This is a genomic window from Arthrobacter sp. GW822-FHT05G07, from assembly GCF_058799755.1.
Genome location: NZ_JBXALT010000003.1, coordinates 143,548 through 168,981, shown reverse-complemented (window position 1 = coordinate 168,981; position 25,434 = coordinate 143,548). Strand labels below are relative to the sequence as shown.

Here is a 25,434-nt window from a genome sequence, read left to right as displayed (position 1 = left end):
TTCAGTCTACGGGAGAGACCAGCGCCACGTTGCCGGGTTCCACTCTGAGCGGACTGCCCGGATGGGGGTGTTGTGCCGGGGCACTGCCACCCCTTGCCACGGCCTCGGAAAGCGCTTCGGCAAGATCCCCTACCGGCCACACCACCACTTCCTGGAGGCCGAGCCACGTAGCCATGAGTCTCAGTTCCGCGGCAAGTTCGACGGCGGTATCCGCGGGTGCAGTCATCTCAGCAAAAGCGGCGCGCACCAAGAGCTGACCGGTGGCCCGGTCGGCTTTCAAGTCCACTCTGGCAACAATGGCCTCTCTCAGCAGGAACGGCAGAACATAGTAGCCGAAACGTCGCTTGGCGGCGGGGGTGTAGATCTCAATCCGGTAGTGGAATCCGAACAGCTCCTCAAGCCGCCGCCTTTCGAAAACCAGCGAATCGAAGGGACTCAGCAGCGCCCGGCCAGCTGCCTTTCGTGGCAGTTCGGCGTCAACATGTTTATAGATATCCCTGTCCCAGCCGCGAACCACAACGGGTTCAAGGCGGCCTGCACGGACCAAACGTTGTACCGAATCCGCACCTGCTTTAAGCGGTGTTCGAAAGTAGTCGGAGAAGCACCTTACCGTGCCAATGCCGTGGGCTTGGGCGGCTGCGTCCATCAGGCGGTCAAGGGACGCTTCAGCGTCGACTTCGGTCGGATTGGTGTCTGCAATAACCCGCGAGGTGAGGGTGTACTTTCGTTCGAATTGCGACGTCCGCGAGGCAGCGGATATCCGACCTTCTTCAAAGAGGTGCTCCAACACGCGCTTAACGATGTTCCAGTTCCAGCCCCAGTTGTCCCGTTCGGAGTCTTCGTCGTGTCCGAGCCTTGCCGTCAGTTCGGATGCAGTCATCGGGCGTCCTGTGGTGAGAGCCATCAGGATACGGTCCTCCATGTCCTGACGTACGGTCGGATCCAGGCCGTGGGCTCCCACCCACGACCGCTTCTGCCATACGCGCAGGTCCTGGAAGTGCTCCGGGCGGATAAAGCTCGCCTCGTGTGCCCAGTACTCCATCATTTTGCGTGGTTTCCGGCCAGCCATCGATTGAAGGATGAGGGGATCGTAATCTCCCAGCCGGGAAAAGAACGGAAGGTAATGGCTTCGTGCCACCACGTTCACCGAATCGATCTGGACAAGCTGGAGCCGGGCAAAGGTCCGGCCCACCGTCCGTGACGTCACGGGGCCGGTGGGCCGGACCTTTGCCAGACCTTGAGCTGCCAATGCGATCCGCCGCGCCTGTGACAGGCTCAGCGAAGCGGTCATTGAAGTCCCTTCGTGCTTATAGAGAGGCTTTACTTGGCTGTGGCGGCCTGATCATCAGAGCGGTAGGCGTGGATTTTTTCTTCCACGGCTTCCTCGCCGGGCTCGCACGTGGAGTCCAGGGTGATCACACCATAAGTCCAGCCACTGCGCCTGTAAACAACCGATGGCGCGTTGGTTTCCTTGTCCAGGAACAGGTAGAAGTTGTGTCCGACGAGCTCCATGTTGTCCACGGCGTCATCGAGGGTCAGCGATGCCGCCGGGAAAACTTTCCGGCGGATCAGGACGGGTGAATCGCCTGCCGGAATGTCGTTCTCGATGTCGTACGGTGACCGCTCGTCTACCGGCGGCGCGGACTCCTGATGGTTGCTTGCCTCTACGTAAAGCGGCTCACTCGCACTGGCTGGCTCAAGTGTTGCCGTAGCTTCCCTCACGGCCTTCGGTGTGTGGCGGCCGTGGTGCACCTTCTTGCGGTCCTTCGCGCGACGAAGCCTCTCAAGCAACTTGTTGTACGCGAGATCGAAGGCAGCAAACTTGTCAGCGGCTGTGGCCTCGGCACGGATAACGGGGCCTCGGCCCAGGACTGTCACTTCTACGGTGAGTTCGCCAGGCGTCTGCCTGGGATTGGTTTCCTTGGAAACCTTTGCGTCAACCCGCTGGACCTTATCCCCCAGCGATTCAATCTTTGAGATTTTTTCGCCGGCATATTCGCGAAAGCGGTCAGAAACTGTCAGATTTCGTCCGCTGATCATGAACTCCATGGTGCCCTCCAAATAACTCAGGTGACACGACAACGGCGCTGTTGGGGGCTTGTCTGACGGACAGTCGAGCCCCTTTCCGAGCCGCTATCGACAGGTACATCTGTTCTTGGTACCCACAACCGACGTTAGTTCATCGCCACCCGTTATTCATCCTTTAGCCACTTATTTTTTGATTGAGTCTTAATGACTGCATGGGGGTCGTCCTTGGCGGCAGTGTAAGCGTAGGCTGGTGGCCTCGTGGCCGCGAGCACAACAGCTCCGGAGACCACACCGCCGGCCGCAGTGACCGCCCGTGCTGCCTCGGCCAGGGTGGCCCCCGTAGTGAGGACATCGTCGACGAGGATGCACCTCTTGCCGCGCAGCTCTTCGCTCCGTCGTCGCACTACCCTCATGGATCCCCGCACACGACGAGCGCGTTCACCTCTTCCAAGGCCCTTTTGGCCTCCGTGTTCAGCAGGCTCATGGCCCGGCACCTCGTCAACGAGCCAGGCGCCCGCTTCTCGGACAACTCGCGGGTTGGCCATAAACCACGGTGACTCGCCAGTTTTCTCCAGCACGTCAAGGATTGGGCAATGGGGCAGCATCCGGCGAACGCTCATGAAGAAGAGCAGAAGGTGCACCGGGCTGAATCCACGCCTTCGGTATGCCTTACTGCTGGTGGGAACGGGGACAAGGCAGTAGCCTGACCGGCCACCTATGGCGGTCTCCACGGCCTTGCTAAGGCAGGAAGCCAGAACAGCCGCAAGGCGCCATTGACCATGGTGCTTGAAGGAGAGCAGGCACCGCGCCAACTCATCCCTGTACGGCCCTGCTGCTACCACCCCGATCTTCGCCGTTCCGTCGACATCCACCAACGCGCGCGACTCCTGCTCGGCCCGAAAGGGTTGCCTGCACAACTGACGGACCTTCTTTGCGCAACTGCCGCAAAGTACCGCGTCTTCCTTCTCACAGCAGACACAGTCGACAGGAACCAACACACCCAGGAGGTCAGTTACTGCGCCCTGCAATGCGACGATGACCCGGCCCGTTACGTGTTGATCCGGTCCACGACGACGTGCCCCGACAGGTTCAGGGGGATGTAGATCGGGGTCGAAGTATTGCCGACCCTGCCATGTACGGAACCACGAGCCCGGCAAGCAAAATAAGCCCAGTAAGGAAAATAGGCCTGGCGAAGAGTAGGTGCCACGTATGGAAAAAGTCACCCTCACAGCTTGACCGCGCGCCAATCCCGGCAAAAGGCACGCTGCACGCTATGTGGATAAACGCGCTTGCGAACAACGCGCACGGACTGGTAGGTAGAACGGCTGCGGGAGAGGTCAGCCCGGGAAAGCCGGTTCTGTTGGGCCTTTTAGCTGAAGCTCCCAGCCGTTTCCGACACGTTGGAAGATCCCGGCATCCGACTGTCCGTAGATTTGCTCAGCTCCGTTTCCGACGCTAATGCTGGTCAACCCGTCCCACGGGGCCAATTGCTGCGGCTCACCCGATTCCAAGGACAGCAACTCCGGTACCACCGTTGACGTGGCCGAACCGGACATCACAGCCACCGTGGAGCCGTTGACCCAGGCGCCTTGATCAGCAGCGCTGTTGCTGAGCAAGGTGATGGGGACGGTGAGGTCCTTAGGCACTCCGTCGGGGTTCCGGACTATGCCCGTAACCTGCACGGCGGACTTACCGTTCGCCTCGGAAATGACCAGGGCTCGGGTGCCCTCCCGGGAGACCCTGAAGTCCTTGACTGTTCGTCCTGTGAGCCAGGCCGGGGTCATGGTGACGCTGGGAATCCCGGCACCCGGGGCTGAGCCTGTGGGCTTGTAGGCCACAACCTCTGCGGCCCCGGTGGCACCAGGGCCCGCCGTCCACACCCAGTCGTTGGGGCTGAACGAAGGACCGGTAAGCGTCGTTCTGGTGGTGAGTTGTCGCGCCGGCTGCCCCGGTTCAATGGAGTAGAGAGTGGTCTTGTCGCCGTTAAGGAAGGCAGCCGTCTGGGACACCGGCGACTCTGCTGGCGAGTGCGGTCCGAGACCGGCAACCGACTGAATGTCCGGCAGTGGGGTGACCCTGTTGTTCTCATAACGCACCAGGTCTCCGTTGTTTACTGCAATCTGGCGGGCAGGAACCGACTTGTCCAGCACAGGCGGCAACACTGTGCCGTTGTCTTCCACGCGTACCAGATCCTGGTCCGCACGAAGTTGAACGTTGATGACATCGGGCTGGTTGCGGAAGGTCAGCGCCAACTGGTTTTGCATCCTCTGGCGGTCTTCCGCAGAGGCGTCAAACAGTTCCTTGGCGGAGAGATCCACCTGCGCCGCACCGGAGACCACCGGAACGGATTCCCTGGCGAGCTTCATCCCGGATGGGAATGCACTCACCACAGCCCCCCGCAAATAAGGTGCCGGGCCGGCAAGAAGGGCGCTGGTCATGGATTTGACCGTGTTCTTTTTGATGAACCAACGGTAGTCCGGCACTGCATAGGTGAAGGTGGGGTCATAGAAGTAGATGGGATTTGCCCCGTAGATGACTTTGAACGTCTCCTCCGGAATGGCCGTGCCATCAGGCACCTTGGAGATTCGCCATTCTCCCTCGACCTGCTCAAGCGTCACGGGAATGGTTTCCTTGGTCCCCGGTGGGAACTGGGTTGCGACGCCGTCAGCATCCACCGAATATGCGAGGTCGAGTTCGTAGAGGTATTCGTTCTCCCCTGCTGCTTTGACTACTTGCGCCTCGCGGAAAACGATGGCCCGTTTGTCAGGCTTCCAGGTTACTGATTGCGCTTGTGTCAGGTACTGACGTGCTACGGGGTAGTCGTCCTCGTAGCCGCTGCCAGCCATGTAGAAATCTTCGATCACAGTCTCCGGACTGGAACCGGCTCGCGGAGCAGCGGGAAAAAAGACCGGTGCGTTGGGATTGCCGGCGCCTTCGTCCTTGCTCTTGCCAACGGGCCCGGAGCGGGGAATCTGCGCGCAGGACGCCAGCATGACCATCAGCATGACCAACAGCGCGACGATTGCCCTCGCGCGGCCGGGACGCAGCATTCTCACGACATCTCCCCTGCTACTCCATCGTCTGGCGCGGGCTTCCCGCCGACGGTTTGAGGCGGCTGGGGAGCCCCGCTGGAATCCGGGCCCAGTACCAGCATCTGCCGTTCGCTTGCCGACCCGGGGAATCCAATGTCCGCAGGCTCCAGTTGAAGCGGGGACTTCGCAATGATGTCTCCTTGCCGCAGCGGAAGCGTCAACCGGAAGTTGGACCCGGCCCCCTTTCGGCCCCACGCCTGAAGCCAACCGTTGTGAAGCTTGGTGTCCTCGGCTGCGATGGAAAGGCCCAAGCCGCTTCCTCCGGTGGTCCGGGCCCTTGCAGGATCTGCCCTCCAGAAGCGGTCGAAGACTCTGGCGGCCTCAGCCTGGGTCATCCCGATGCCATGGTCCCTTACTGACACCGCCACAGCATCGTGGTTGGCCGCAACGGATATATGGATCGGTTTGCCTTCACCATGTTCGAGCGCATTAAGCAGCAGATTGCGGAGGATGCGGTCGATCCTGCGGGAGTCCATCTCCACGATGATGCTCTTCTGCCGGGCGTTCAGCCGGACTTCCGAACCGTACTCCGCGGCCACTGGTGCCGCACCTTCCATAACGTGAGAAATCACCTGGAAGATGTCTTGTGGCTCTGCATCGAGGACGGCTGCACCGGCGTCAAACCGCGAAATCTCGAGCAGGTCCGAGAGCAACGACTGAAAGCGCTCAACCTGGTGGTAGAGCAGCTCCGCCGATCTCTTGTTCATGGGATCAAAATCTTCCCGAGCATCGAACAGGACCTCGGCCGCCATGCGTACGGTGGTGAGCGGGGTACGCAGTTCATGGGACACGTCAGAGACAAAGCGTTGTTGCATTTGCGACAACGTGGCCAACTGAGTGATCTGTTCCTGGAGGCTGGCGGCCATGTGGTTGAAGGACGCGCCCAATCTTGCGACTTCGTCTTCTCCCTTGACCACCATGCGTTCCTGCAGTTGGCCGGCCGCGAGCTTTTCCGACACGACGGCCGCGTGGCTTACGGGACTGACGACGTTACGGGTCACGTACCAGGCAATGGCACCGATCATGAGGACGAGGGCAGCACCGCCTGCCCACAGGACGTTCTGGATCTCATCCAGTGTTTGCTGGGCAGTGTTGAGGTCGTAGATCAGGTAAAGCTCGTAGGCCGTTCCGTTGAAGGTGACCATATTTCCCACCGCGATGCCGGGCCTGTCCTCATTTCCCACCGGGAACTGTGTGGAGGCCCAGAACTGCTGCTTGCCGCCGGTTTGAACGGCCTTACGCAGCTCCGGGGGAATAACGCGAACCGTCAGCTGGTCCGAAGCACGCGACTCAACCCAGCGGTTACGTGGTTTGGTTTGTTCCGGCGCGGCTTCGAAGACATATCTGCGCTGGATGACCGACCCCCGGCCCTCCACTGCGGTCAAGGTGTCATAAACAAGGGTGATGACGCTCGACTGGTCGGTGACCTGGGCGCCGTCGAACGTGTCCTGGACCTGCTTGACGTTAAAGCGCGATTCGGACTCCGCCTGTGTCAGCCGCTCCTGGAAGAGGTTGTTGGCGATTTGGTTGGACAAGTATGCGCCCACAATCGCGAACGAAGTCACGGCGAGCAGCAACGTGGTCAGGACCGTACGGAACTCCAGGGATCGGCGCCAGCGCCGCAACAACGAACGCCAAACGAACCGCAGCCCCGGCCTGATCTGGCGCACGCCAATGGCCACGAGCCGCGAAACACGAAGAACCAGAATCAGGCCGCGCCGTCTCCAGATCCGCAGCCGCGACAGGAGCCACGAAAGGTTTCTGACCTCTTTGGCGGTCTGCTCAGGGGACGTTTCGGATGACTCAAGGGACGCTTCAGGAGACTTTGACTCTGCCGGGGTCACGTGGTGGACACCGGCCGAATCGGGGGTCTTGGGACCAGGGTCCCCGCCTGTCGCGCCGGTCTTGCCGACCGGGGACTCAGGAACCTGCTTTATATCCGACACCACGCACCGTCAAAACGACCTCGGGCGCTTCCGGATCGCGTTCAATCTTGGAGCGCAACCGCTGGACATGGACATTGACCAGCCGCGTGTCCGCAGCGTGGCGATATCCCCACACCTGCTCGAGGAGCAGTTCGCGTGTGAACACTTGCCAAGGCTTGCGCGCCAGCGCAACCAGGAGATCAAACTCAAGTGGCGTCAGCGAGATGCGCTCGCCGCCCCGGGTCACCAGGTGGCCTGCCACGTCGATGGTCACGTCTGCGATGCGCAGGGTTTCGGGGGCCTTCTGATCGCCCGGCCGCAACCGCGCACGCACGCGCGCTACAAGTTCAGCGGGTTTGAAGGGCTTGGGCACATAATCGTCGGCGCCGGATTCCAGGCCGCGAACAACATCCGAAGTATCCGACTTGGCAGTGAGCATGACGATAGGGACGTCCGACTCGCCACGGATCTGCCGGCAGACCTCGATCCCGTCCGATCCCGGCAGCATCAAGTCCAGCAGCACAAGGTCCGGCTTCGAGGAGCGGAAGACCTCCAAGGCTTGGCCGCCGTCTGCGCAGAACACTGGCTCGAAGCCGTCATTACGCAGGACGATGCCAATCATCTCTGCGAGTGCTTCGTCGTCGTCAACTACCAGAATGCGTGCCTTCATAGTTATATATTCCCTTATCACCAAGTCTTTGTCCCGTTGGACGCGGCGCACGGCATGGCGTCCCAAGGCTCTTCCACCGTACTGCACCTTGCCGTTACCGCGCCCAGGGAGGGCAGCCCGGGCGGCAGGCTATGAGGGACGACGGCGGGACTATAGGCTGGTGGCGAAGGTCCGTGTGGGGGACGTCGGGAGTCGGCGGGCCGGATCTCTTGGGGAGGAAAACGTGTCACAACCAGAGCACGGCCAGAATCCGCCGCCGGGCGGTCAGCCGGCGTGGGGCAACCAACCACAGTGGGGCAACCAACCACAGTGGGGCAACCAACCACAGTGGGGCAACCAACCACAGTGGGGAAATCAACCACAGTGGGGTGGGCCCCCGGGATGGACCGCCCCGCCGGATGGCGGGCAAAACCGGCCGGGCCAAGGTGCTCCGGGATGGCCGCCAGGGCCGCCTTACGGACAGCCCCTCTATGTCGCTCCCCCAAAGCCTGGAGTCATTCCCCTGCGTCCGCTGCAGTTCGGCGAGATTCTGGACGGCTCCTTCCAGACGATCCGCCGCAATGCCGCCTCCATGTTTGGCTCTGCGCTGATAGTGCAAGCCATCGGAGCCTTCTTCATCGGGATCGTCACGGTGGGGATGTTCCAGTTGTCCATGTCTCTTGAATCCGTCAGTTCAGAGGCAGAGTTCGCCGATGCGATGGGCCCCTTCTTCGCCTTCATGGCGGGCACCCTGGGCGTTTCCGTGCTGGTCGGTTTCCTGGGATCAGTTCTCCAGGGGGTTCTGGTTGTGCCGGTCTCCCGTTCGGTTCTCAACCGTCGGACGGGCTTCAAACAAATGTGGAAGCTTGCGGGCCCCAGGATCCTTCCGCTCCTTGGCGTTGCCGCGCTGCTGACGCTGGGCGGCCTGCTGGCCGCTGCCGCGGTGATCGGGATTGCGATCTTGTTGTTCACTGCCATGGGCCCTGCCGCGCTGCTGTTCGTCCTGCCCCTGGGACTGGGGTCAGTTGTGGTCTTTGTTTGGATCGGCCTGAAGTTGATGCTGGCCCCTGCCGCCATAGTGGTGGAGCAGACCGGCGTTTACGATGGTTTGCTCCGATCCTGGCGTTTGACCAAGAACAATTGGTGGCGCATCTTCGGCATCACGCTGGTGGTTGCCATCATGGTGGGAATCATCGCCCAGATTGTCCAAATTCCTGTGTCCTTGGCCTCCGCGGCCATCGGTTCGGTAGTAGCTCCCCACCCTGATCCCGACTCGATGATGTCCACGTTGGTTCTGACCACTGTGATCTCGACGGCGATCGGGGCCTTGGTGGGGTCCGTGACGTTTGCGTTTCAAGCGTCCGTTTCGAGCCTGATCTACATGGACCTTCGAATGCGTCGTGACGGCCTGGACGTTGAATTGATGCGGCTGATGGAAACAGGTTCCGATCCGGACGGAATACCCGGCGGGCCGTCCACCTTGCCCGGAAAGGCAGCCTGGCCACCGAACGGCGGGCAGTTTCCGTCCGCTCCCCCCGGGCAGCATCCTCCGGCATGAAGGTAGCCGCAAACGACGTTTTCGCATCGCCGGCTTTGATGGAACCGCCTGTGACACCGGACCGCGACGAAGCGCGCCGATGGGCCGCTGAGGAACTGTCCAACCCCCGATATCCCGACGCGACTCCCGGCTGGTTGGACCAGGTGTGGCGTGATGTCCTGGATTGGCTGGCATCTTTGGAAGGTGATGGAGCAGGCGGGCCCAACATCGCCGTTCCGTTGATGGTGGTCCTGGCCGTGGTGCTCATCGTCGCGGCCATCGTCATCGTTCGGCCCAGACTGAACGCCCGGAGGGCAAAAGCGCCCGGGGACCTTTACGGCGAGGACAAAGCTGTCGACGCCGAGGGCTACAGGAGGAAGGCTGCAACTGCAGCCGACGGCGGCAACTGGCCAGCCGCCGTCGTCGATCAGTTTCGCGCTCTTGTCCGATCGGCCGAAGAACGGGACATCATTGACGCTCGGGCCGGCAGGACCGCAGACGAGGCCGCCGATCAACTGGGGCGTGTTTTCGGTACAGCCCAAGTCAGGCTGCTTACCGCTGCCCGTGTTTTCGACGCCGTGCGGTACGGCGAACAGGCCGCAACGCGGGCAGACTACGAGTCCGTCCGCATGCTGGATGCCGACCTTCTTGCGTTAAAGCCCGACTTCGCCGGACAAGCCCACGCCGGATTTGCGGTACCCCGATGACAACGACGATAGACCGGAAAACCCCGGACCACTCTGCTTCCGAAGGACTTTCCACGGGACGCGGTTTCACAACCTGGTTTCGGAAACACCTCGTATGGATTGCCCTCGGCACCCTGCTTGCCGGCTTAGTGACTTTCCTGGCCATCAACAGTGTCTCCGGCGCAACAGATTCCCGTCGGTTGTCCGCGCGGAACCCAGCACCGGACGGGGCCATGGCCGTAGCCCAAATCCTGGGACGCCACGGCGTATCCGTCACTCCGACAGATACATTCGAGGACACCTTGGAGGCGTTGGCAGCCAAGGAAGAATCCACAGTCCTCCTTTATGACGCACAGGGTTTCCTTGACCACTCACAGCTGGGGGAGATCACGGCAGCAGCAGATCGTGTTGTGGTGGTTGCTCCACGGCTCAGGACCCTCAACGGCCTGGATCGAGGGTTCGGACCTGGCGGGGTAGTTCCGGAAGGAACACAGGTCACGGAACCCGGCTGTGACCAGGAAGACGCCAAGGCAGCGGGCCGGGTGTCTGCACAGGGCTCCGTCTTTTCCGGGAGCGTGGTTTGCTACGCCATCCGCGAGGACGGGCCCGGGTTGTATGCAGCATCAGCCGATGGGCGGATAGTCGTCCTGGGCAGCAGGGAACTGATGGACAATCAACACCTCGCCACAGAGGGGAATGCCGCCCTCGCCCTTCGTACGTTGGGAACCAGCGCGGACCTCGTGTGGTACATCCCGGGCCTCGGAGACATCTCCGCCACCGATTCGAACCCCACGCTAAACGAGCTCGCACCGCGCTGGCTGGCATTCGCGGGGCCATGGCTGGGCTTGGTAGCCCTGCTGGCCATCGCATGGCGTGGCCGGCGTATGGGCCCACTGGTTTTCGAGCCGCTGCCCGTGGTGGTCAAAGCCGCCGAAACAGCAGAAGGCCGGGCACGCCTTTACCAGGATTCACGGGCCGTGGGGCGGGCCGCCGAGAACCTGAGGGCCGGCACCCTGTCACGGTTGGCCCGGCACTTCAATCTCGGAGCCGACGCCACCACCGAAGCAATACTGGACGCAACAGCCCGCCATGTGGCGCTGGCAGCCACGGAAGTGCGGTCCGTCCTGATCGACTTCAGGCCGCAAAGCGAAGGACAACTGGTGCAGTGGGCACAACAAATCGAACGACTCGAACAGGAAGCGACCGCCCGATGAACAGCCAGCCGAACAGCTACACCAACAGCAATGCCCATTACGCGGGCGGTACGACGCCCCCGCCCGACGCCTTGCAGCAAGATGCGGCCCAGCGAGATGCGGCCCAGCAAGGAACTCCGCAGCAAGGAGCACCCCAGGCCGTCGGGCATCCGGAAAATGGGCAGCGTCATCCCGGGGAAGACCCGGCACGGCAGTCGCTGCTGAATGTCAGGACCGAGGTGGGCAAAGCCGTAGTGGGCCAGGACCCCACCGTAACGGGCATGCTGATTGCCCTGCTCTGCGGCGGGCATGTTCTCCTGGAGGGTGTTCCCGGCGTGGCCAAGACCCTCCTGGTCAGGGCTTTGTCTACCGCTCTGAGCTTGGACACCAAGCGTGTTCAGTTCACTCCGGACCTCATGCCCGGTGACGTCACGGGATCGTTGGTCTATGACTCGCATACCTCGGAGTTCACGTTCCGCGAGGGCCCTGTGTTCACCAACATCATGCTGGCCGATGAGATCAACCGAACTCCTCCGAAGACTCAGGCCTCACTCCTGGAAGCGATGGAAGAACGTCAGGTTTCGGTGGACGGCGTGTCCCGGCCCCTGCCGAGTCCGTTCATTGTGGCGGCAACCCAGAACCCCGTGGAGTATGAAGGAACCTATCCCCTGCCGGAGGCACAACTGGACCGGTTCCTCCTCAAGCTGACCATGCCGCTGCCCGGTCGGGACGAGGAAATCGAGGTCATCCGCCGCCACTCCAGCGGCTTTGATCCGCGAAACCTGTCCGCAGCCGGCGTACGGCCGGTGGCTGGCGCCGTCGAGCTTTCCAACGCCCAGCAGGCTGTAGCGCAAGTGGCGGTGGCCCCGGAGATCCTCGCGTACATCGTTGACGTGGTGCGTGCCACGAGGTCTGCGCCTTCCTTCCAACTCGGCGTTTCGCCTCGTGGTGCCACTGCGCTGCTCAACACTTCCAAAGCATGGGCATGGTTGTCTGGAAGGTCGTTCGTGACCCCTGACGATGTCAAGGCGTTGTCGTTGCCGTGCCTTCGGCACAGGGTGGGCCTGCGGCCGGAAGCCCAGATGGACGGAATCCAGGTGGACGACGTCCTGGGCAGCATCCTGGCGTCCGTCCCGGTGCCGCGGTGATCTGCGGTCCGGCCTTGGCCGAGGGGGCCTGAGTGGCCATTACGGGTCGTTTCGTGTTGCTGGCCTTTCTGGGTTTGGTGCCCTTGGTGGTTTTTCCGGCGTGGAGCACCGTCCTGTTCGTGGTCGTAGGACTACTGCTTTTGCTGGTTCTTGATCTTGTGGTGGCGGCATCACCGGCGCAGCTTGCCTTGGAACGCGAGCAGCCTGGAAACGTGACGCTGGAGGGCAGCGTGGAGTCCGTTGTGACCGTGACCAACCCCACGCGGCGCAAGCTGCGGGCCGAGGTACGGGACACGTGGCAGCCTTCTGCTGGCGCCGTCAACACTTCACAGTCCTTGGTTGTCCCGCCTGGCGAGCGTCGCCATATGACCGTCACTCTGGTCCCTCGTCGTCGCGGCGACCTCAAGAGCCCGCACGTGACCATAAGATCGCTGGGGCCTTTGGGCGTGGCCGCACGGCAGCGCACCCGTGTCCTGCCCGGGCAACTGCGGGTCCTCCCGCCGTTCCATTCGAAGCGTCATCTCCCGTCCAAGCTCCGGAAGCTCAGGGAACTGGACGGCAGGGCCGCCGTGCAGATTCGTGGTGCAGGCACCGAATTCGACTCCCTGCGCGACTATGTCCGCGGCGACGATGTCCGGTCCATAGACTGGCGCGCCACCGCGCGGCGGACGTCCGTGGTGGTCCGGACATGGCGCCCGGAACGGGACCGGCGTGTGGTCATCGTGCTTGATACGTCACGCACAGCGGCCGCCAGAATCGAAGATGAACCCCGGCTCGATACCGGAATTGAGGCGGCGTTGTTGCTCGCCGTGCTGGCCGAGCGCGGAGGCGACCGCGTGGACTTCCTCGCCTACGACCGAAGGCTCCGCGCACGGGTTGAATCTGCATCGAAGGGCAATTTGCTGGGTCAACTCGTCCAAGCCATGGCCCCTTTGGAAGCTGAACTGATCGAACTCGATTGGCAGCAGGTTCCGGCACAGGTGCGGGCAGTCTCGGCGCACCGCTCGATGGTGGTGCTCTTGACGGCGCTCGACGGCGGCGCCCCCGAAGAGGGGCTCCTCCCCACTGTGGCCCAATTGTCCCGCCAGCACGTTGTGGTGGTGGCGTCGGTTCGGGATCCGCTGCTTTCTGCCATGAAAGAAGAAAGGAGCACGGCCAGCCAGGTTTTCCGTGCAGCCGCCGCCGAACGTGCGCTGTTGGAGCGCGCCGCGGTGACGGCGCAACTCCGGCAACTCGGCGCCGAAGTGGTGGACGCCGAGCCCCATGAGGTCCCTCCCTTGCTCGCTGACGCCTACATACGGCTTAAAGCAGCCGGAAGGCTATAGTTCCAAGGTCTAGTGCAACTTTCGTTTCAGCTAAGGAAGGACCGCCATGAATACCCCCATCTACCACCTTGCACTCGGTCAGGACTTCACCAAGCTGGCCCCGGAGCTCCAGGAGTATTTTTCGTTGGCGGCCGGCTCCGGTTCGTATGGAATCGGTGAAGGGGTCTTTGACGTTGTGGGGTGCCGCCAAAAATGGTTGCGGCCATTGCTGGCACTGACAGGGAGCGAGGAGGCTTTCTTCCCTGAATACGGTGAGGGCATTCCCTTCCGGATCGAAAACCACGCCCATGTTGATCCCTTCGGACGCCCCGCCCTGACAGCTCGCCGGGAAATCTATTTCCCCTCGGGAACACGGCTGTTCCACGATACGACGAGCGCCGTCCTGCCTGGCCGGGACGATCAGAATGCCCGTTTGGTGGACCACGTGGGCCGGCACCGCCGGATGGTCACGGACCTGGATGTCAGTGTTACCCCGGAGGGCCGGCTTCGGGGTGTTTCCAGAGACAGCCGGCTGTTCCTTGGACCCTTGCGCATACCGTTGCCCGCAGCACTTGACGCACGCGCGTATGCGGAACAGTGGTGGGACAGCGCCGAAGGCAAGCACCGCATACAGGTCAAGGTCATCCAGCCACAGATAGGCTTGGTTCTTGTGTATGCAGGGCGCTTCGACTACCGCTTGGCACCGTACTTGCCGGGAGCAGCTCCAGGCACAACGCTCCCCCGCTACGCGGAACCGGACCGCTGGGAGAAGAGAATCTGACTTGCCTGCAGTCAGCCCTGGGCCAGCTGGTCCAAGCCGTCAGCCACTTGGGTAAGTTTCTTCAGCACATCCTTGGCCGTTGAAGGCTTGAAGTCAGCCAGTCCTGTCGAGGGGGTGACGCGAAGTCCCGCCAGTCCGGACGCCGGAAGACCAAGCTGACGCCACGGCTTCCAGATGCTTTCAACAACTTCTGCGGTGCGCGGCAGTTGCGCCTGCGGGTTGCTGGTGGAGAGCGCACCGGCCCACACGCGTTTTCCGTCCTCCACCGCTGCGGCAAGCTGCTCCCACTGGCGTGTCGTCAGGGCTTTCAGCGGCACGGCGACCCCGTCCGCACCAGCAGCGAGGATCCGCTCGATTGGTGCTTCAATCTCCGGTACGGAAACCACGGTCTCGACGACGCCGGCCGCCTTGATCGCGTCGATCATCACCCGCCAGGCACCTGTCACTTCATCTCCGGATATTGACCGCAGCGTCTTGTAGCCACTGGCCGTCGGGATGGTCCCGGCCATGACGGACGCTATGTCCGGTTCGTCAATCTGAACCACCAAATAGGCGCCGGGGACGGCCGCGGAGACGCGCCTGAGGTGTTCTGCGACGCCGACGGCCAAGGACTCCGCGATGTCCCTTCGTGCACCATAGTCCAACAGTGCCCGTTCGCCATTGTGCAGGTGAAGATTGGCGGCAAGGCTCATGGGTCCCAGCAACTGGACTTTGAACCCCGTTGCAGAGACGTCCTCGGCACCAGCGATATCGGCCAGAATGTTGATGTCCGTCGATAACGCCGAGCGGGCGCGCTGGGCGTCCTTTCCGGGCCTGTCCACCAAGCGCCAGCCGTGCGGTTGGACGTCGAGTGCGAGGTCGACCAGCAGGGAGCCGGTCCGGCCGACAGCATCCGAACCCACCCCGCGGTCAGGCAGTTCCGGCAGAAAAGGAAGGTGGGGGTCCCCCAATTCGCCCCGGATGATGCGGGTTCCCTCCGCAGGATCGCTGCCGGGCCACGGCCCCAGTGCCGTGGCGCTGGCGCGCAGGTTATCCATTTCCGTCATGGATCAAGCCTGCTGGCTGGAAGTCTGGTGATCCTCGGCGATTGCCTCGTGGTGGCGGATCACTTCGCTGATGATGAAGTTCAGGAACTTCTCTGCGAAGGCAGGGTCAAGGTGCGCATCCTCGGCGAGGCGCCGCAGGCGGGCGATCTGTGCCGACTCGCGGCCCGGATCTCCGGCGGGAAGCTTGTGGGTGGCCTTGAGGATTCCAACTTTCTGGGTGGCCTTGAACCGCTCGGCGAGGAGGAAGACCAGTGTTGCGTCAATATTGTCGATGCTGGACCGGATGGACAGCAGCTCCTCCATGACGGCACGGTCCACTTGGCCGGCCAGGGAGCTCGCTGCCGGGTTGAAGGAATCGGCGTCATCGGGGAGGGCATTGTTCTGCTCGGTCATGCACCCCAGTCTATGGTGTGGGGCGGTGTCGTCGCGGGTGTTACCTGCTGGCCGGACGGGTCGCGAAGTCAAGGTACGCCCCCACGTTGAGGGGCGTACCTTTCCCGCGTAGGCGGACGTCCAGGGAACGGTCTAGCCCCCCAGCAGCGTGCGGTGCGCTTCCCGCCGTCGTGCTTGTTCATCCGGGTCCGGCACCGGCAGGGAGGCGATGAGCCGCTTGGTGTAGTCGTGCTGCGGTGATCCCATCACATGGTTGCCGATCCCCTGCTCCACCAACCGGCCTTTGTACAACACGCCAACCCAATGGGACAACATATCCACCACTGCGAGGTCGTGACTGATGAAAAGAGCCGCGAAGCCGTACTGCTCCTGGATGTCCTTGAACAGATCCAGGACTTTGGCCTGCACCGAGACATCCAGCGCGGATGTCGGCTCGTCGGCGATCAGAAGACGCGGGTTCAGTGCCAGCGACCTCGCCAAGGAGGCGCGCTGCCGCTGCCCACCGGACAACTCGTGCGGGTAGCGCTCCGCGTACGACGCCGGCAGCTGGACTGACTCGAGCAACTCACCTACTTTTTTCCTCGCCTCAGCGGCGCCTGGCTTGGTGTGGATCAGCAGCGGCTCAGCAACGCACTCGCCGATGGTGAGGTGCGGGTTGAAGGACGCCGCCGGATCCTGGAAAACGAAGCCGATCTCCTTGCGGAGCGGACGGAAGGTACGCTCCTTGAAGTCCAACATCTCGTACCCAAGGACCTTCAGGCTGCCTCCGGTGGTCCTGGTCAGGCCTGCGATGGCCCGTCCAATGGTGGATTTTCCGGAACCGGATTCACCCACCAGCCCAAAGACCTCATTCTCGGACACCGTAAAGCTGACATCGTCCACGGCTTTGAATCCGTGCCTGCCGAAGCGCCCGGGGTATTCGATGGTGAGGTTCTTTGCTTCCACCAGGACTTTGCCTTCCTGATGGAGCCGGCCACGGGCACCCTCGGATGCCGAGTTCCGTCCGAGGTGCGGCACCGCGGCAAGCAGCTTCCTGGTGTACTCCTGCCGGGGTTCAGCAAACAGGACCCTGGACGAGGCCTCCTCCACTACGTCGCCCTGATACATGACCACAACACGGTCGGCCAGATCCGCCACGACACCCATGTTGTGCGTGATGAGCACAATAGATGTCCCGTAGTTGTCCCTCAAGTCGCGCAGTAGCTGGAGGATCTCAGCCTGGACTGTGACATCCAGTGCGGTGGTGGGCTCATCGGCCACGATCAGTCCCGGGTTCAGGGCCAACGCCGCAGCTATGACCACGCGTTGTTTCTGGCCGCCGGAGAACTGGTGCGGGTAGTAGTTCACACGCGTTTCAGGGTCAGGGATGCCCACTTTGCGGAGTGCCTCGGTTGCCCGTTGCTTGGCCTCCCTGGCGGAGATTCGCCGCCCGCCAGGTGCATGTGCCCGGATGCCTTCGGCAATCTGCCAGCCGACGGTAAAGACCGGATTCAGGGCAGTGGATGGCTCTTGGAACACCATGGCCACATCGCGGCCGCGGATTTTACGCAGGGTGGACTTGCTGACGCTGATGACATTGTTGCCGTTGATCACCACGGCGCCGGAGCTGACAGCAGTTTCCGGAAGCAGGCCAAGGATGGTTTTGGCTGTCACCGTCTTGCCGGAACCGGATTCCCCTACGATGGCCACTACTTCACCGGCTGCAACTTCCAGGCTGACGTCCTTTACAGCGTGAACGTCCCCGCCATCAGTGGCGAACGTGACTTGGAGTCGATCGATGGTGAGTACAGGCTGCTCGGCGCTGACGTGATCTGACATATTTCCAAGGTTGGTGGTCATGACTTGCCTGCCTCTGCCGGGTTTGAAGGCGTTCCTGCTGGTGTTGGTGGCAGCGTCCTGCCCGCGCGTTTGCGCCCACGGATCCGGGGGTCATTGAGGTCGTTGATGCTCTCGCCCACCAGGGTCAGCCCCAGCACTGTGAGAACCATCGCGATCCCGGGGAAGACGCCCGTCCACCAAATACCGGACGAAGTGTCCGCCAGTGCCTTGTTGAGGTCAAACCCCCATTCAGCAGCTGATGTGGGCTCGATGCCGAAGCCCAGGAAGCCCAAGCCAGCGAGCGTCAGGATCGCCTCGGAAGCGTTCAAGGTGAACATGAGCGGCAAGGTCCTGGTGGCGTTCTTGAAGATGTGCCGCCCAATGATGCGCACGCTGCTCGCCCCCAGCACCTTGGCCGACTCGACGAACGGCTCGGCTTTGAGACGAATGGTCTCTGCCCGGATGACCCGGAAGTACTGCGGGACAAAGACCACCGTTATGGAGAAAGCACAAGAGAAGATGCCGCCCCAGAAACTGGATTGCCCCCGGCTGATCACTATGGAAATCACGATTGCCAGGAGCAGGGTGGGAAACGCATAGATGGCATCCGCTACTACCACCAGAATCCTGTCCAGCCACCCTCCGAAATAACCGCTGAGCAAACCAAGGGCGACACCGAGGAACAGGGACATCGCCACAGACACAACGATGACGGTCACCGCTGTTTGGGAACCCCAAATCACCCGTGACAGGACATCGTAGCCGCCCACAGTTGTTCCCAGCAGGTGCTTGGAGTTCGGAGCCTCCTGGGTGGGAAACGAACCGGAAGAATCGCTGAGTTGGGAGTAGCCATAGGGAGCGAGGAGAGGTGCAAAGATGCTCGTAAGGATGAAGAGTCCACTGAGGACAACGCCCACGATGAGCATGCCTCGCTGAAGTCCTACGCTTTTCTTCAGGTGGCTTATCACGGGCAGCCTTGAGAACAAGGGCTGCTTGGGTCGGGTCAATTGGGAAGTGCTCATGGTCAGTACCTCACTCGAGGGTCGATGAGCGCGGCAATGATATCCACCACGAAGTTGGTGACAGCCACAATGATGGCCAACAGCACAACGATTCCTTGGACGGCCACAAAGTCGCGCGCGTTCAGGTACTGCACCAGCTGATAGCCCAGGCCCTTCCACTCAAACGTGGTTTCGGTAAGGATGGCGCCGCCCAGCATCAGGGCAATTTGCAGGCCCATGACCGTAATGATGGGAATCAATGCCGGCTTGTAGGCGTGCTTGGTCAGCAGGCGGAACTCACTGACGCCGCGGGAACGCCCGGCCTCGACGTAGTCCTTTCCCAGCGTGCCGATGACGTTTGTGCGCACCAGGCGCAAGAAGACGCCGGCGGTCAACAATCCGAGGGCTACTGCGGGGAGCACCGCGTGGGCGACGATGTCCCCCAGAGCTGCGAAGTTGCCGCTGCGTAACGCGTCCAGCCAGTAAATGCCTGACGGTGCAGCCAGGCCGCTCATGGTCAGTTCCGTCCGCGTAGAGGCTCGACCGGCCACGGGGAACCACCCAAGCCACACGGAAAACGTGAGTTTGAGGAGGAGCCCGGAGAAGAAAACGGGTGTGGCGTAGCAGAGGATGGCAAAGAACCTCAGAAACGCGTCAGGAGTCTTGTCCCGGTGCTGTGCGGCAATGAGCCCGAACGGGATGCCGACTGCGAGCGCGACGATCAGTGCGTTGATCGACAGCTCGAGTGTCGCTGCGCCGAAAGTGGTAAGTACCTCCACCACTGGCCTGCGGTCGGTGATGGTACTGCCGAAGTTGCCGGTGATGAGCTGGCCCAGGTATTCGAAGTACTGGACCAGGACGGGCCGATCGTAACCGGCCTCTTGTATTCGCTGGGCCAGGACGTCCGGGGGCAGCCGTCCGCCCTGCGATGCTGTGATGGGGTCGCCGATGACCCGCATCAGGAAGAAGACAAGAGTTACCAATATGAAGACGGTGGGGATGATCAGGAAAAACCTGACCACGATGTATCTGCCCAGCCCTCCCCCGCCCTTGGATTTGCTCTTGGGAGCAACGATGCCGGGCTCAGCCTCGGGGACCTCAATAAGTGTTGTCATTTGTTACCTGCATTTCCTGCCCGTGGATTGCGCGGGGTTGTCTCATGCGTGCCGGCCACGTGGGTGGTCAGCAAAGGAGGCGGGACACCGGATCAGTGTCCCGCCTCCCTGCTCATTGCAGAGGTGCGGTTACTTGGAAATTACGCCGAGACGGAACTTGAAGGATGGATCCAGGGTCTTTTCGACGCCGTTCACTCCGCTTCCGGTTACCGCCACCTGGGCGCCCTGAAGCAGAGGCAGGGTGGAGATGTCCTTGGCCAGTGCGTTTTGGACATCCTTGATGGCAGCCTCGCGGCTGGTCTTGTCCGCATCCGTCAGCTGCTTGGAGATCAGCTCATTGACTTCGGGGTTGTTGTAGTGGTTCTTCAGGAAGCCGCCTTCCGGGAAGAACGGCGTCAGGTAGTTATCGGAATCGCTGAAGTCCGGGAACCAACCAAACTGGAACAGCGGGTACTCGTCGGCACGGCTGGCCTTGCTGTACGTGACCCACTCGGTGGACTGCAGGTTTACGGTGAAGAGACCGGACTTCTCCAGTTGCTCCTTGACCATGGCGTATTCGTCGCCGGAGGATCCACCGTAGTGATCCGGGTTGTACTGCAGGTTCAGAGCCACCGGTTCAGTGATGCCGGCATCCGTCAGAACCTTCTTGGCCTTGTCCAGGCTCGGCTTTCCGGCGTCGCCGTAGGCGTCCTTGAACGCCTCATTGGCGCCGAGGAATCCGCTGGGAACGTTCGAGTACAGGGGCAGGTAGGTGCCCTTGTAGACCTGGTCAGCAATGGCCTGGCGGTCAACCAGGTTGGCCACGGCCTGGCGAACGGCAAGTGCCTTGGCGGGGTCGGCGCCAGTTGCCTTGGTTCCATACGGCATGGTGTCGAAGTTGAACGTGATGTAGCGGATTTCGCCGCCCGGTCCGGTGAGGACCTTGACCTTGGAGTCCTTGCGGAGGTCGTCGATGTCCGTGGCGCTCAGGCTGCGGAAGGCAACGTCAATTGCGCCTTGCTGGATTTCCAACTTCAGGTTGGTGGGGCTGGCGTAGTACTTGATGGTGGCTGCATCATTGGCAGGCTTGCCAAGAACGCCTTGGTAGTCCGCGAAGGCTTTGAAACTGACCAGCTCGTTCTTCTTGTAGCTGTCGATTGTGTACTGGCCGTAGAACGCGTTCGCCTTGATGATCTCGTCGTCCGGGAGGATCTTGTCGGCCGGGAAGACTTCATCGTCCACGATCGGCGCTGCAGGGCTGCTGAGGATCTGGCTGAACGTTTGGTCGTTGGCGTTCTCCAACTTGAACACCACCGTGGTGGCATCAGGAGTACTGACGCTCTCGATGTTGGTCAGCAGCGAAGCGGGGCCGGCGGGATCGTTGATGGCCACCTGACGATCAAAGGAGTGCTTGACGTCCTTGGAATCCAAGGTGTGCCCGTTGGCCCACTTGAGCCCGGACTTTAGCTTGACAGTGTATTCCGACGGCGCCGTGAACGACGACGATTCAGCGAGGTCGGGAACGGGTTCCGCGCCGCCGGGCTTCGAATTCAGCAGGAACGAATAGACCTGGTTCATCACCATAAATGAACCGTTATCGTAGGATCCCGCCGGGTCCAGCGAGGTGACTTTGTCAGTAGTGCCGTAAGCGATAGGGCCTGCGGCGGCCGGGGCGGATGATGAGCCGCCACCGGAGGGTCCCGTGCATGCCGTCAAGGCGAGCGCGGAGATGCCCGCAAGCGCGATAACGCCGTGCAGGGCCTTCTTGTTCATTGCCATCTGATGAACCTTCTGTTCGATGGATTCGGCGCGCCGCCGTGGGATATTTGTGACGGCGCACACTCTTGATTCCACGATTCAATCAGACTTCGAAGGCCACGAACCCTTCATTTTGTGATTTGAGACACAAAATTTACTTTCCAGTAGCTTTCGCTGCCGGAGCGGTGGCTCCTAGAGGACTTGCCGCTGCAGTGAACGGGCGGCATCAATGGTTGCCTGCCCCAGGACGCGGCTTCCCTGATAGAGAACGACCGTCTGGCCAGGGGCCACGCCCCTCAGTGGATCCGTCAACGTGACAACGAGCTGGGCACGCTCCACGCCGGATTCGTCGGTAACGGCTTCTACGCGCGCGATTGCAGGAACGGGATCTCCGTGGGCCCGGACCTGCGCGTGGCAGTCGAACTCAGCGCCGGTGGCAACTTCGGAAATGGGCAAGCCGGCCCACGAGACCTTGATGCCGCGAATCTCGTCGATCGCCAGCAGGGCTTCCGGCCCTACAACTACTTTGTTTTCCTTGGGGCGGATTTCCAGGACGAACCTGGGCTTGCCATCCGCCGCGGGGGTACCCAGCTTCAAACCGCGCCGCTGCCCCACCGTGAAGGCGTTGGCACCGGGATGTTCGCCAACCTTGGCGCCGGTTTCGTCAACGATGTCGCCGGTGGTCATGTCAATCTTCTCGGCCAGCCATCCGCGGGTGTCGCCGTCGGAGATAAAGCAAATATCGTGGCTGTCCGGCTTGTTGGCCACGGACAGCCCACGACGCTCGGCCTCGGCACGCACCTCAGCCTTGGACGGGGTGTCTGCCAACGGGAACATGGAGTGCTTGAGTTGTTCGTGGGTCAGGACGCCCAGGACGTAGCTCTGGTCCTTGGCCCAATCGGCGGCGCGGTGGAGTTCGCGGTTGCCGTCGGCGTCTTCGATGACCTTGGCGTAGTGGCCGGTGCAGACGGCGTCGAAGCCCAGCGCTATGGCCTTTTCCAGAAGGGCGGCGAACTTAATCCGCTCGTTGCACCTCATGCAGGGGTTCGGTGTCCTGCCCGCAGCGTACTCGTCAATGAAATCCTGGACGACGTCTTCCTTGAAGCGCTCGGAGAAATCCCAAACGTAGTAGGGAATGCCCAGGACGTCGCATGCCCGCCATGCATCGCGCGAATCCTCGATGGTGCAGCATCCCCGGCTTCCCGTGCGCAGGGTCCCCGGCATCCGCGACAACGCGAGGTGGACTCCGACGACGTCGTGTCCGGCCTCGACTGCCCGGGCTGCGGCCACGGCGGAGTCAACTCCGCCGCTCATTGCTGCAAGTACTCGCATGCTGGCTTTCTGTGTATGTGGGAGTTGGAGTCGCTGATCCGGCTGAGAACAGCCGCCGCGCCCATCTATTCTAGCCCGCCTTGCCACGCATGCCCTAAAACCCTTGACTGGCCCAACCCCTGCTTCTAAAGTCAAAACAATTGGTTTTAGAATCGAGCTGACATGGCACACGAACACATGGTTATCGTCGGAGGCGGGCTTGCCGGCGCTACCGCAGCCAAGACCCTCCGCGCAGAGGGCTATGAAGGTCCCGTCACCTTGGTGGCCGCCGAGAACCGGACACCCTATATACGCCCACCCCTTTCCAAGGAATTTCTCCTGGGCAAAGCTGAGGCAGATGCTGCTCTGGTAGTGCCGGATGACTGGTACGGGGAAAACGACGTCGAGCTTCTCCTCGAAAACCCTGCGAGCCGGATCGAGCCCGCGGATCACGCGGCGGTACTGGCCGATGGCCGAAGCCTTCACTATTCCAAGCTGCTCCTCGCCACGGGCGCCCGGCCACGAACCATCCCGCTTCCAGGCGCGGACCTTGCCGGAGTCATGACCTTCCGAACCTTCGATGACAGTGTGCGGCTTCAGAACCTCCTCAAGAACGGAGGCAAGAAGGTGGTCATGATCGGCTCCGGGTGGATCGGCATGGAACTGGCGGCAGCAGCCAGCACGTACGGCAACGACGTCACACTGCTGGGGCTGGAAGACATACCACTGAGTGCCGCCATCGGACCCGAACTGGGTGCATACTTCCAGCGGCTCCACGAAGATCAGGGCGTCACCTTCCGCCTTCCGGCAAGCGCTGCCGGAATTGACGGACAGAACGGCAGCGCGACGGCGGTCCGCACCAGTACCGGCGAAACGCTGCCCGCCGATGTTGTGATCGTTGCCGTCGGCGTCGTACCGGACACAGCACTCGGCGAAGCCGCAGGGCTCGCCATCCGCAATGGAATACTGGTGGATGCCGGGCTGAGGTCCAGCGCACCGGATGTGCTGGCTGCAGGAGATGTAGCCAACGCACTCCACCCGTTTACCGCCGAGCACCATCGCAGCGAACATTGGGCCAACGCGCTCAACGGCGGCAAGGTAGCTGCAAAGTCCATGATGGGCCAGGATGCCCAACTGGACGTGGTGCCGTACTTCTATACGGACCAGTTCACCCTCAGCTTGGAGTACTCGGGCTTTCCCTCCCTGACCTTCGGAATCACGCCGGTAATCCGCGGCTCGCTGGATGACGGCAGCTTTATCGCTTTTTGGTTGAGGGAGGGGATGGTAGTTGCCGGAATGAGCGTCAACCAGCGCCGGGTTCAGAAGCCAATCAAGGCGTTGATTTCCACCCGCACCCCTGTGAACGTCACCAAGCTGACGGATCCCGGGGTGCCGCTGGACGAGCTGCAGCCCGGTGAGCAGTAGGACCTAGAAAGGTTCCGACGTGCCCTGCCGAGCCACCGTTGCTGCTGTTTGAATGCTGGATTCATGACCGGCCATTCCAGCTTGCCGGGCCCTCAGGCATGCCTCTGGCAGGGCCTTCAAGAGCGCGTCCACATCTGCATCGGTGGAGCTGTGCCCCAGCGTAAAGCGCTGGGCGCCGCGTGCAGTATCTTCATCGAGGCCCATGGCCAGGAGGACGTGCGAAGGCCGGGGAACCCCTGCCGTGCACGCCGACCCCGTGGAGGATTCAACGCCTGCCAGGTCCAGGAGAAAAAGCAGTGAGTCGCCTTCGCAACCAGGGAAGGTGAAGTGGGCGTTCCCCGGCAGCCGTCCGTCCCCAGGAGCACCCCTCAGCACCGCGCCCGGGACGGAATCATGTACTCCGGTGATAAGGCGGTCGCGCAACAAGCTGAGACGTTCTTTTTCAACCGGCAGGTTGGCAGTGACAGCCTCCGCGGCTGCAGCAAAAGCGGCGATTGCGGGAGTATCCAGTGTTCCCGAGCGCACATCGCGCTCCTGCCCGCCGCCGTGCTGCACCGGCGTCAACTTCACGGCCCTTCCCAGGAGAAGTGCGCCGACCCCCACCGGACCGCCCAGCTTGTGCCCCGAGACGGACATTGCAGAGAGTCCCGAGCCACGAAAATCCACGGGAATCGATCCGAAAGCCTGGACCGCATCGGAGTGGACCGGGATTCCATGCAGCTTTGCCAGCTCCACAATCTCCGTCACCGGCTGGATGGTGCCCACTTCATTGTTGGCCCACATCACGGTGACCAAGGCAATTGATTCAGGGTCACGTTGGATTTCCTGCTTGACGACCTCCATCCGAACAGCGCCGTCGCTATCTACCGGGAGCCACACAACGTCCGCGCCTTCGTGCTTTTCAAGCCATTCGACGGTATCCATGACCGCATGATGCTCGACGGCGGAGCAAAGGATGCGTGTACGGTGCGGGTTCTCGTCCCGCCTGGCCCAGAACAGTCCCTTCACCGCCAGGTTGTCCGCTTCCGTCCCGCCTGAGGTGAAAATAACCTCAGATGGGTGCGCCCCGGCTGCCGCTGCCAACGCCTCCCTGGCATCCTCTACCGCTCGCCTCGCGCGGCGCCCCGCGCCGTGAAGCGACGAAGGATTGCCGGTCCGCGCCAGCTCACGCGTCATCACAGCGAGCGCTTCGGCTGACAGGGGCGTGGTTGCGGCGTGGTCAAGGTATACAGGCACCTTGTAATT

21 protein-coding genes are annotated in these 25,434 nt (G+C 62.0%); 7 read left to right on the top strand and 14 right to left on the bottom strand.

All coding sequences use genetic code 11. The features are described 5' to 3' along the window. Nucleotide 1: 1 nt before the first annotated feature. The 6 genes from AC1RJY_RS05935 to mtrA all read right to left on the bottom strand — a co-directional run bounded on the left by AC1RJY_RS05935 (nucleotide 2) and on the right by mtrA (nucleotide 7,715). On the bottom strand, nucleotides 2-1,291 hold the full coding sequence (locus AC1RJY_RS05935; protein ID WP_498601812.1) for a winged helix-turn-helix domain-containing protein: 1,290 nt from the start codon (nucleotides 1,289-1,291) through the stop codon (nucleotides 2-4). Nucleotides 1,292-1,320: 29 nt separating this feature from the next. Next, a complete protein-coding gene (hpf, locus tag AC1RJY_RS05930) occupies nucleotides 1,321-2,049 on the bottom strand; it encodes a ribosome hibernation-promoting factor, HPF/YfiA family (protein ID WP_043470442.1) in 729 nt (242 codons plus the stop codon). A 143-nt stretch (nucleotides 2,050-2,192) separates the two neighbouring features. Beyond that, complete coding sequence (locus AC1RJY_RS05925; RefSeq protein WP_286139758.1) at nucleotides 2,193-2,900, bottom strand: ComF family protein; 708 nt, start codon at nucleotides 2,898-2,900, stop codon at nucleotides 2,193-2,195. 465 nt (nucleotides 2,901-3,365) lie between these two features. Then, complete coding sequence (locus AC1RJY_RS05920; RefSeq protein ID WP_011775351.1) at nucleotides 3,366-5,078, bottom strand: LpqB family beta-propeller domain-containing protein; 1,713 nt, start codon at nucleotides 5,076-5,078, stop codon at nucleotides 3,366-3,368. A 2-nt stretch (nucleotides 5,079-5,080) separates the two neighbouring features. Further along, nucleotides 5,081-7,069, bottom strand: a complete 1,989-nt coding sequence (gene mtrB / locus AC1RJY_RS05915; RefSeq protein ID WP_043470445.1) for an MtrAB system histidine kinase MtrB — start codon at nucleotides 7,067-7,069, stop codon at nucleotides 5,081-5,083. Further along, nucleotides 7,041-7,715, bottom strand: coding sequence for an MtrAB system response regulator MtrA (gene mtrA, locus AC1RJY_RS05910; protein WP_014922244.1), 675 nt, complete (start codon nucleotides 7,713-7,715; stop codon nucleotides 7,041-7,043). The genes mtrB and mtrA overlap by 29 nt, the downstream gene beginning before the upstream one ends. A gap of 223 nt (nucleotides 7,716-7,938) precedes the next feature. Between mtrA and AC1RJY_RS05905 the strand changes: the two genes are divergently transcribed. Genes AC1RJY_RS05905 through AC1RJY_RS05880 form a run of 6 tightly spaced genes read left to right on the top strand, consistent with a single transcriptional unit; the run spans nucleotide 7,939 to nucleotide 14,343 of the window. Beyond that, nucleotides 7,939-9,252, top strand: a complete 1,314-nt coding sequence (locus AC1RJY_RS05905; protein ID WP_498601810.1) for a DUF7847 domain-containing protein — start codon at nucleotides 7,939-7,941, stop codon at nucleotides 9,250-9,252. Then, on the top strand, nucleotides 9,249-9,938 hold the full coding sequence (locus AC1RJY_RS05900; protein WP_498601809.1) for a DUF4129 domain-containing protein: 690 nt from the start codon (nucleotides 9,249-9,251) through the stop codon (nucleotides 9,936-9,938). Before AC1RJY_RS05905 ends, AC1RJY_RS05900 begins: the two co-directional genes overlap by 4 nt. Further along, entirely contained in the window at nucleotides 9,935-11,131 is a 1,197-nt protein-coding gene (locus tag AC1RJY_RS05895) for a DUF4350 domain-containing protein (protein WP_498601808.1), read from the top strand. The genes AC1RJY_RS05900 and AC1RJY_RS05895 overlap by 4 nt, the downstream gene beginning before the upstream one ends. Beyond that, nucleotides 11,128-12,258, top strand: a complete 1,131-nt coding sequence (locus AC1RJY_RS05890; protein ID WP_498601806.1) for an AAA family ATPase — start codon at nucleotides 11,128-11,130, stop codon at nucleotides 12,256-12,258. The genes AC1RJY_RS05895 and AC1RJY_RS05890 overlap by 4 nt, the downstream gene beginning before the upstream one ends. A 32-nt stretch (nucleotides 12,259-12,290) precedes the next feature. Beyond that, nucleotides 12,291-13,583 carry a DUF58 domain-containing protein gene (locus AC1RJY_RS05885; RefSeq protein ID WP_498601804.1) on the top strand — a complete coding sequence of 431 codons (1,293 nt, stop codon included), beginning with the start codon at nucleotides 12,291-12,293 and terminating at the stop codon, nucleotides 13,581-13,583. Between the two features lie 46 nt (nucleotides 13,584-13,629). Continuing rightward, nucleotides 13,630-14,343 (top strand): DUF4166 domain-containing protein, encoded by a 714-nt coding sequence (locus AC1RJY_RS05880; protein ID WP_011775359.1) that lies wholly within the window; start codon nucleotides 13,630-13,632, stop codon nucleotides 14,341-14,343. An 11-nt stretch (nucleotides 14,344-14,354) separates the two neighbouring features. On the opposite strand, the gene AC1RJY_RS05875 is transcribed toward AC1RJY_RS05880, so the two are convergent. The 7 genes from AC1RJY_RS05875 to mnmA form a co-directional block, all read right to left on the bottom strand. Beyond that, nucleotides 14,355-15,389, bottom strand: a complete 1,035-nt coding sequence (locus tag AC1RJY_RS05875) for a uroporphyrinogen decarboxylase/cobalamine-independent methonine synthase family protein (protein WP_498601802.1) — start codon at nucleotides 15,387-15,389, stop codon at nucleotides 14,355-14,357. A 3-nt stretch (nucleotides 15,390-15,392) separates the two neighbouring features. Further along, the gene (locus tag AC1RJY_RS05870; RefSeq protein ID WP_014922252.1) at nucleotides 15,393-15,782 is read right to left on the bottom strand and encodes a chorismate mutase; all 390 of its coding nucleotides are present in this window, start codon (nucleotides 15,780-15,782) and stop codon (nucleotides 15,393-15,395) included. A gap of 132 nt (nucleotides 15,783-15,914) precedes the next feature. Then, the gene (locus AC1RJY_RS05865) at nucleotides 15,915-17,621 is read right to left on the bottom strand and encodes an ABC transporter ATP-binding protein (protein WP_498601800.1); all 1,707 of its coding nucleotides are present in this window, start codon (nucleotides 17,619-17,621) and stop codon (nucleotides 15,915-15,917) included. After that, complete coding sequence (locus AC1RJY_RS05860; protein ID WP_011775363.1) at nucleotides 17,618-18,622, bottom strand: ABC transporter permease; 1,005 nt, start codon at nucleotides 18,620-18,622, stop codon at nucleotides 17,618-17,620. Before AC1RJY_RS05860 ends, AC1RJY_RS05865 begins: the two co-directional genes overlap by 4 nt. 2 nt (nucleotides 18,623-18,624) lie before the next feature. Then, nucleotides 18,625-19,716 (bottom strand): ABC transporter permease, encoded by a 1,092-nt coding sequence (locus AC1RJY_RS05855; protein ID WP_011775364.1) that lies wholly within the window; start codon nucleotides 19,714-19,716, stop codon nucleotides 18,625-18,627. A 129-nt stretch (nucleotides 19,717-19,845) separates the two neighbouring features. Beyond that, a complete protein-coding gene (locus tag AC1RJY_RS05850; RefSeq protein ID WP_014922255.1) occupies nucleotides 19,846-21,474 on the bottom strand; it encodes an ABC transporter substrate-binding protein in 1,629 nt (542 codons plus the stop codon). Nucleotides 21,475-21,645: 171 nt separating this feature from the next. Then, nucleotides 21,646-22,785: a tRNA 2-thiouridine(34) synthase MnmA gene (mnmA, locus tag AC1RJY_RS05845; protein WP_187329888.1), complete on the bottom strand. Its 1,140-nt coding sequence runs from the start codon at nucleotides 22,783-22,785 to the stop codon at nucleotides 21,646-21,648. A 162-nt stretch (nucleotides 22,786-22,947) separates the two neighbouring features. Between mnmA and AC1RJY_RS05840 the strand changes: the two genes are divergently transcribed. Then, nucleotides 22,948-24,189, top strand: a complete 1,242-nt coding sequence (locus AC1RJY_RS05840; RefSeq protein ID WP_498601797.1) for an NAD(P)/FAD-dependent oxidoreductase — start codon at nucleotides 22,948-22,950, stop codon at nucleotides 24,187-24,189. A 3-nt stretch (nucleotides 24,190-24,192) separates the two neighbouring features. Here AC1RJY_RS05840 and AC1RJY_RS05835 read toward each other — a convergent pair whose 3' ends face one another. After that, entirely contained in the window at nucleotides 24,193-25,425 is a 1,233-nt protein-coding gene (locus AC1RJY_RS05835; RefSeq protein WP_210063613.1) for a cysteine desulfurase family protein, read from the bottom strand. Nucleotides 25,426-25,434: the final 9 nt, after the last annotated feature.

Excerpts from the sequence above, each read along its gene's own strand:
- AC1RJY_RS05935 (WP_498601812.1), bottom strand. The coding sequence starts at position 1,291 with ATGACCGCTTCGCTGAGCCTGTCACAGGCGCGGCGGATCGCATTGGCA.
- hpf (WP_043470442.1), bottom strand. The coding sequence starts at position 2,049 with ATGGAGTTCATGATCAGCGGACGAAATCTGACAGTTTCTGACCGCTTT.
- AC1RJY_RS05920 (WP_011775351.1), bottom strand. The coding sequence starts at position 5,078 with ATGCTGCGTCCCGGCCGCGCGAGGGCAATCGTCGCGCTGTTGGTCATG.
- mtrA (WP_014922244.1), bottom strand. The coding sequence starts at position 7,715 with ATGAAGGCACGCATTCTGGTAGTTGACGACGACGAAGCACTCGCAGAG.
- AC1RJY_RS05900 (WP_498601809.1), top strand. The coding sequence starts at position 9,249 with ATGAAGGTAGCCGCAAACGACGTTTTCGCATCGCCGGCTTTGATGGAA.
- AC1RJY_RS05895 (WP_498601808.1), top strand. The coding sequence starts at position 9,935 with ATGACAACGACGATAGACCGGAAAACCCCGGACCACTCTGCTTCCGAA.
- AC1RJY_RS05890 (WP_498601806.1), top strand. The coding sequence starts at position 11,128 with ATGAACAGCCAGCCGAACAGCTACACCAACAGCAATGCCCATTACGCG.
- AC1RJY_RS05880 (WP_011775359.1), top strand. The coding sequence starts at position 13,630 with ATGAATACCCCCATCTACCACCTTGCACTCGGTCAGGACTTCACCAAG.
- AC1RJY_RS05875 (WP_498601802.1), bottom strand. The coding sequence starts at position 15,389 with ATGACGGAAATGGATAACCTGCGCGCCAGCGCCACGGCACTGGGGCCG.
- AC1RJY_RS05870 (WP_014922252.1), bottom strand. The coding sequence starts at position 15,782 with ATGACCGAGCAGAACAATGCCCTCCCCGATGACGCCGATTCCTTCAAC.
- AC1RJY_RS05865 (WP_498601800.1), bottom strand. The coding sequence starts at position 17,621 with ATGACCACCAACCTTGGAAATATGTCAGATCACGTCAGCGCCGAGCAG.
- AC1RJY_RS05860 (WP_011775363.1), bottom strand. The coding sequence starts at position 18,622 with ATGAGCACTTCCCAATTGACCCGACCCAAGCAGCCCTTGTTCTCAAGG.
- AC1RJY_RS05855 (WP_011775364.1), bottom strand. The coding sequence starts at position 19,716 with ATGACAACACTTATTGAGGTCCCCGAGGCTGAGCCCGGCATCGTTGCT.
- AC1RJY_RS05850 (WP_014922255.1), bottom strand. The coding sequence starts at position 21,474 with ATGGCAATGAACAAGAAGGCCCTGCACGGCGTTATCGCGCTTGCGGGC.
- mnmA (WP_187329888.1), bottom strand. The coding sequence starts at position 22,785 with ATGCGAGTACTTGCAGCAATGAGCGGCGGAGTTGACTCCGCCGTGGCC.
- AC1RJY_RS05840 (WP_498601797.1), top strand. The coding sequence starts at position 22,948 with ATGGCACACGAACACATGGTTATCGTCGGAGGCGGGCTTGCCGGCGCT.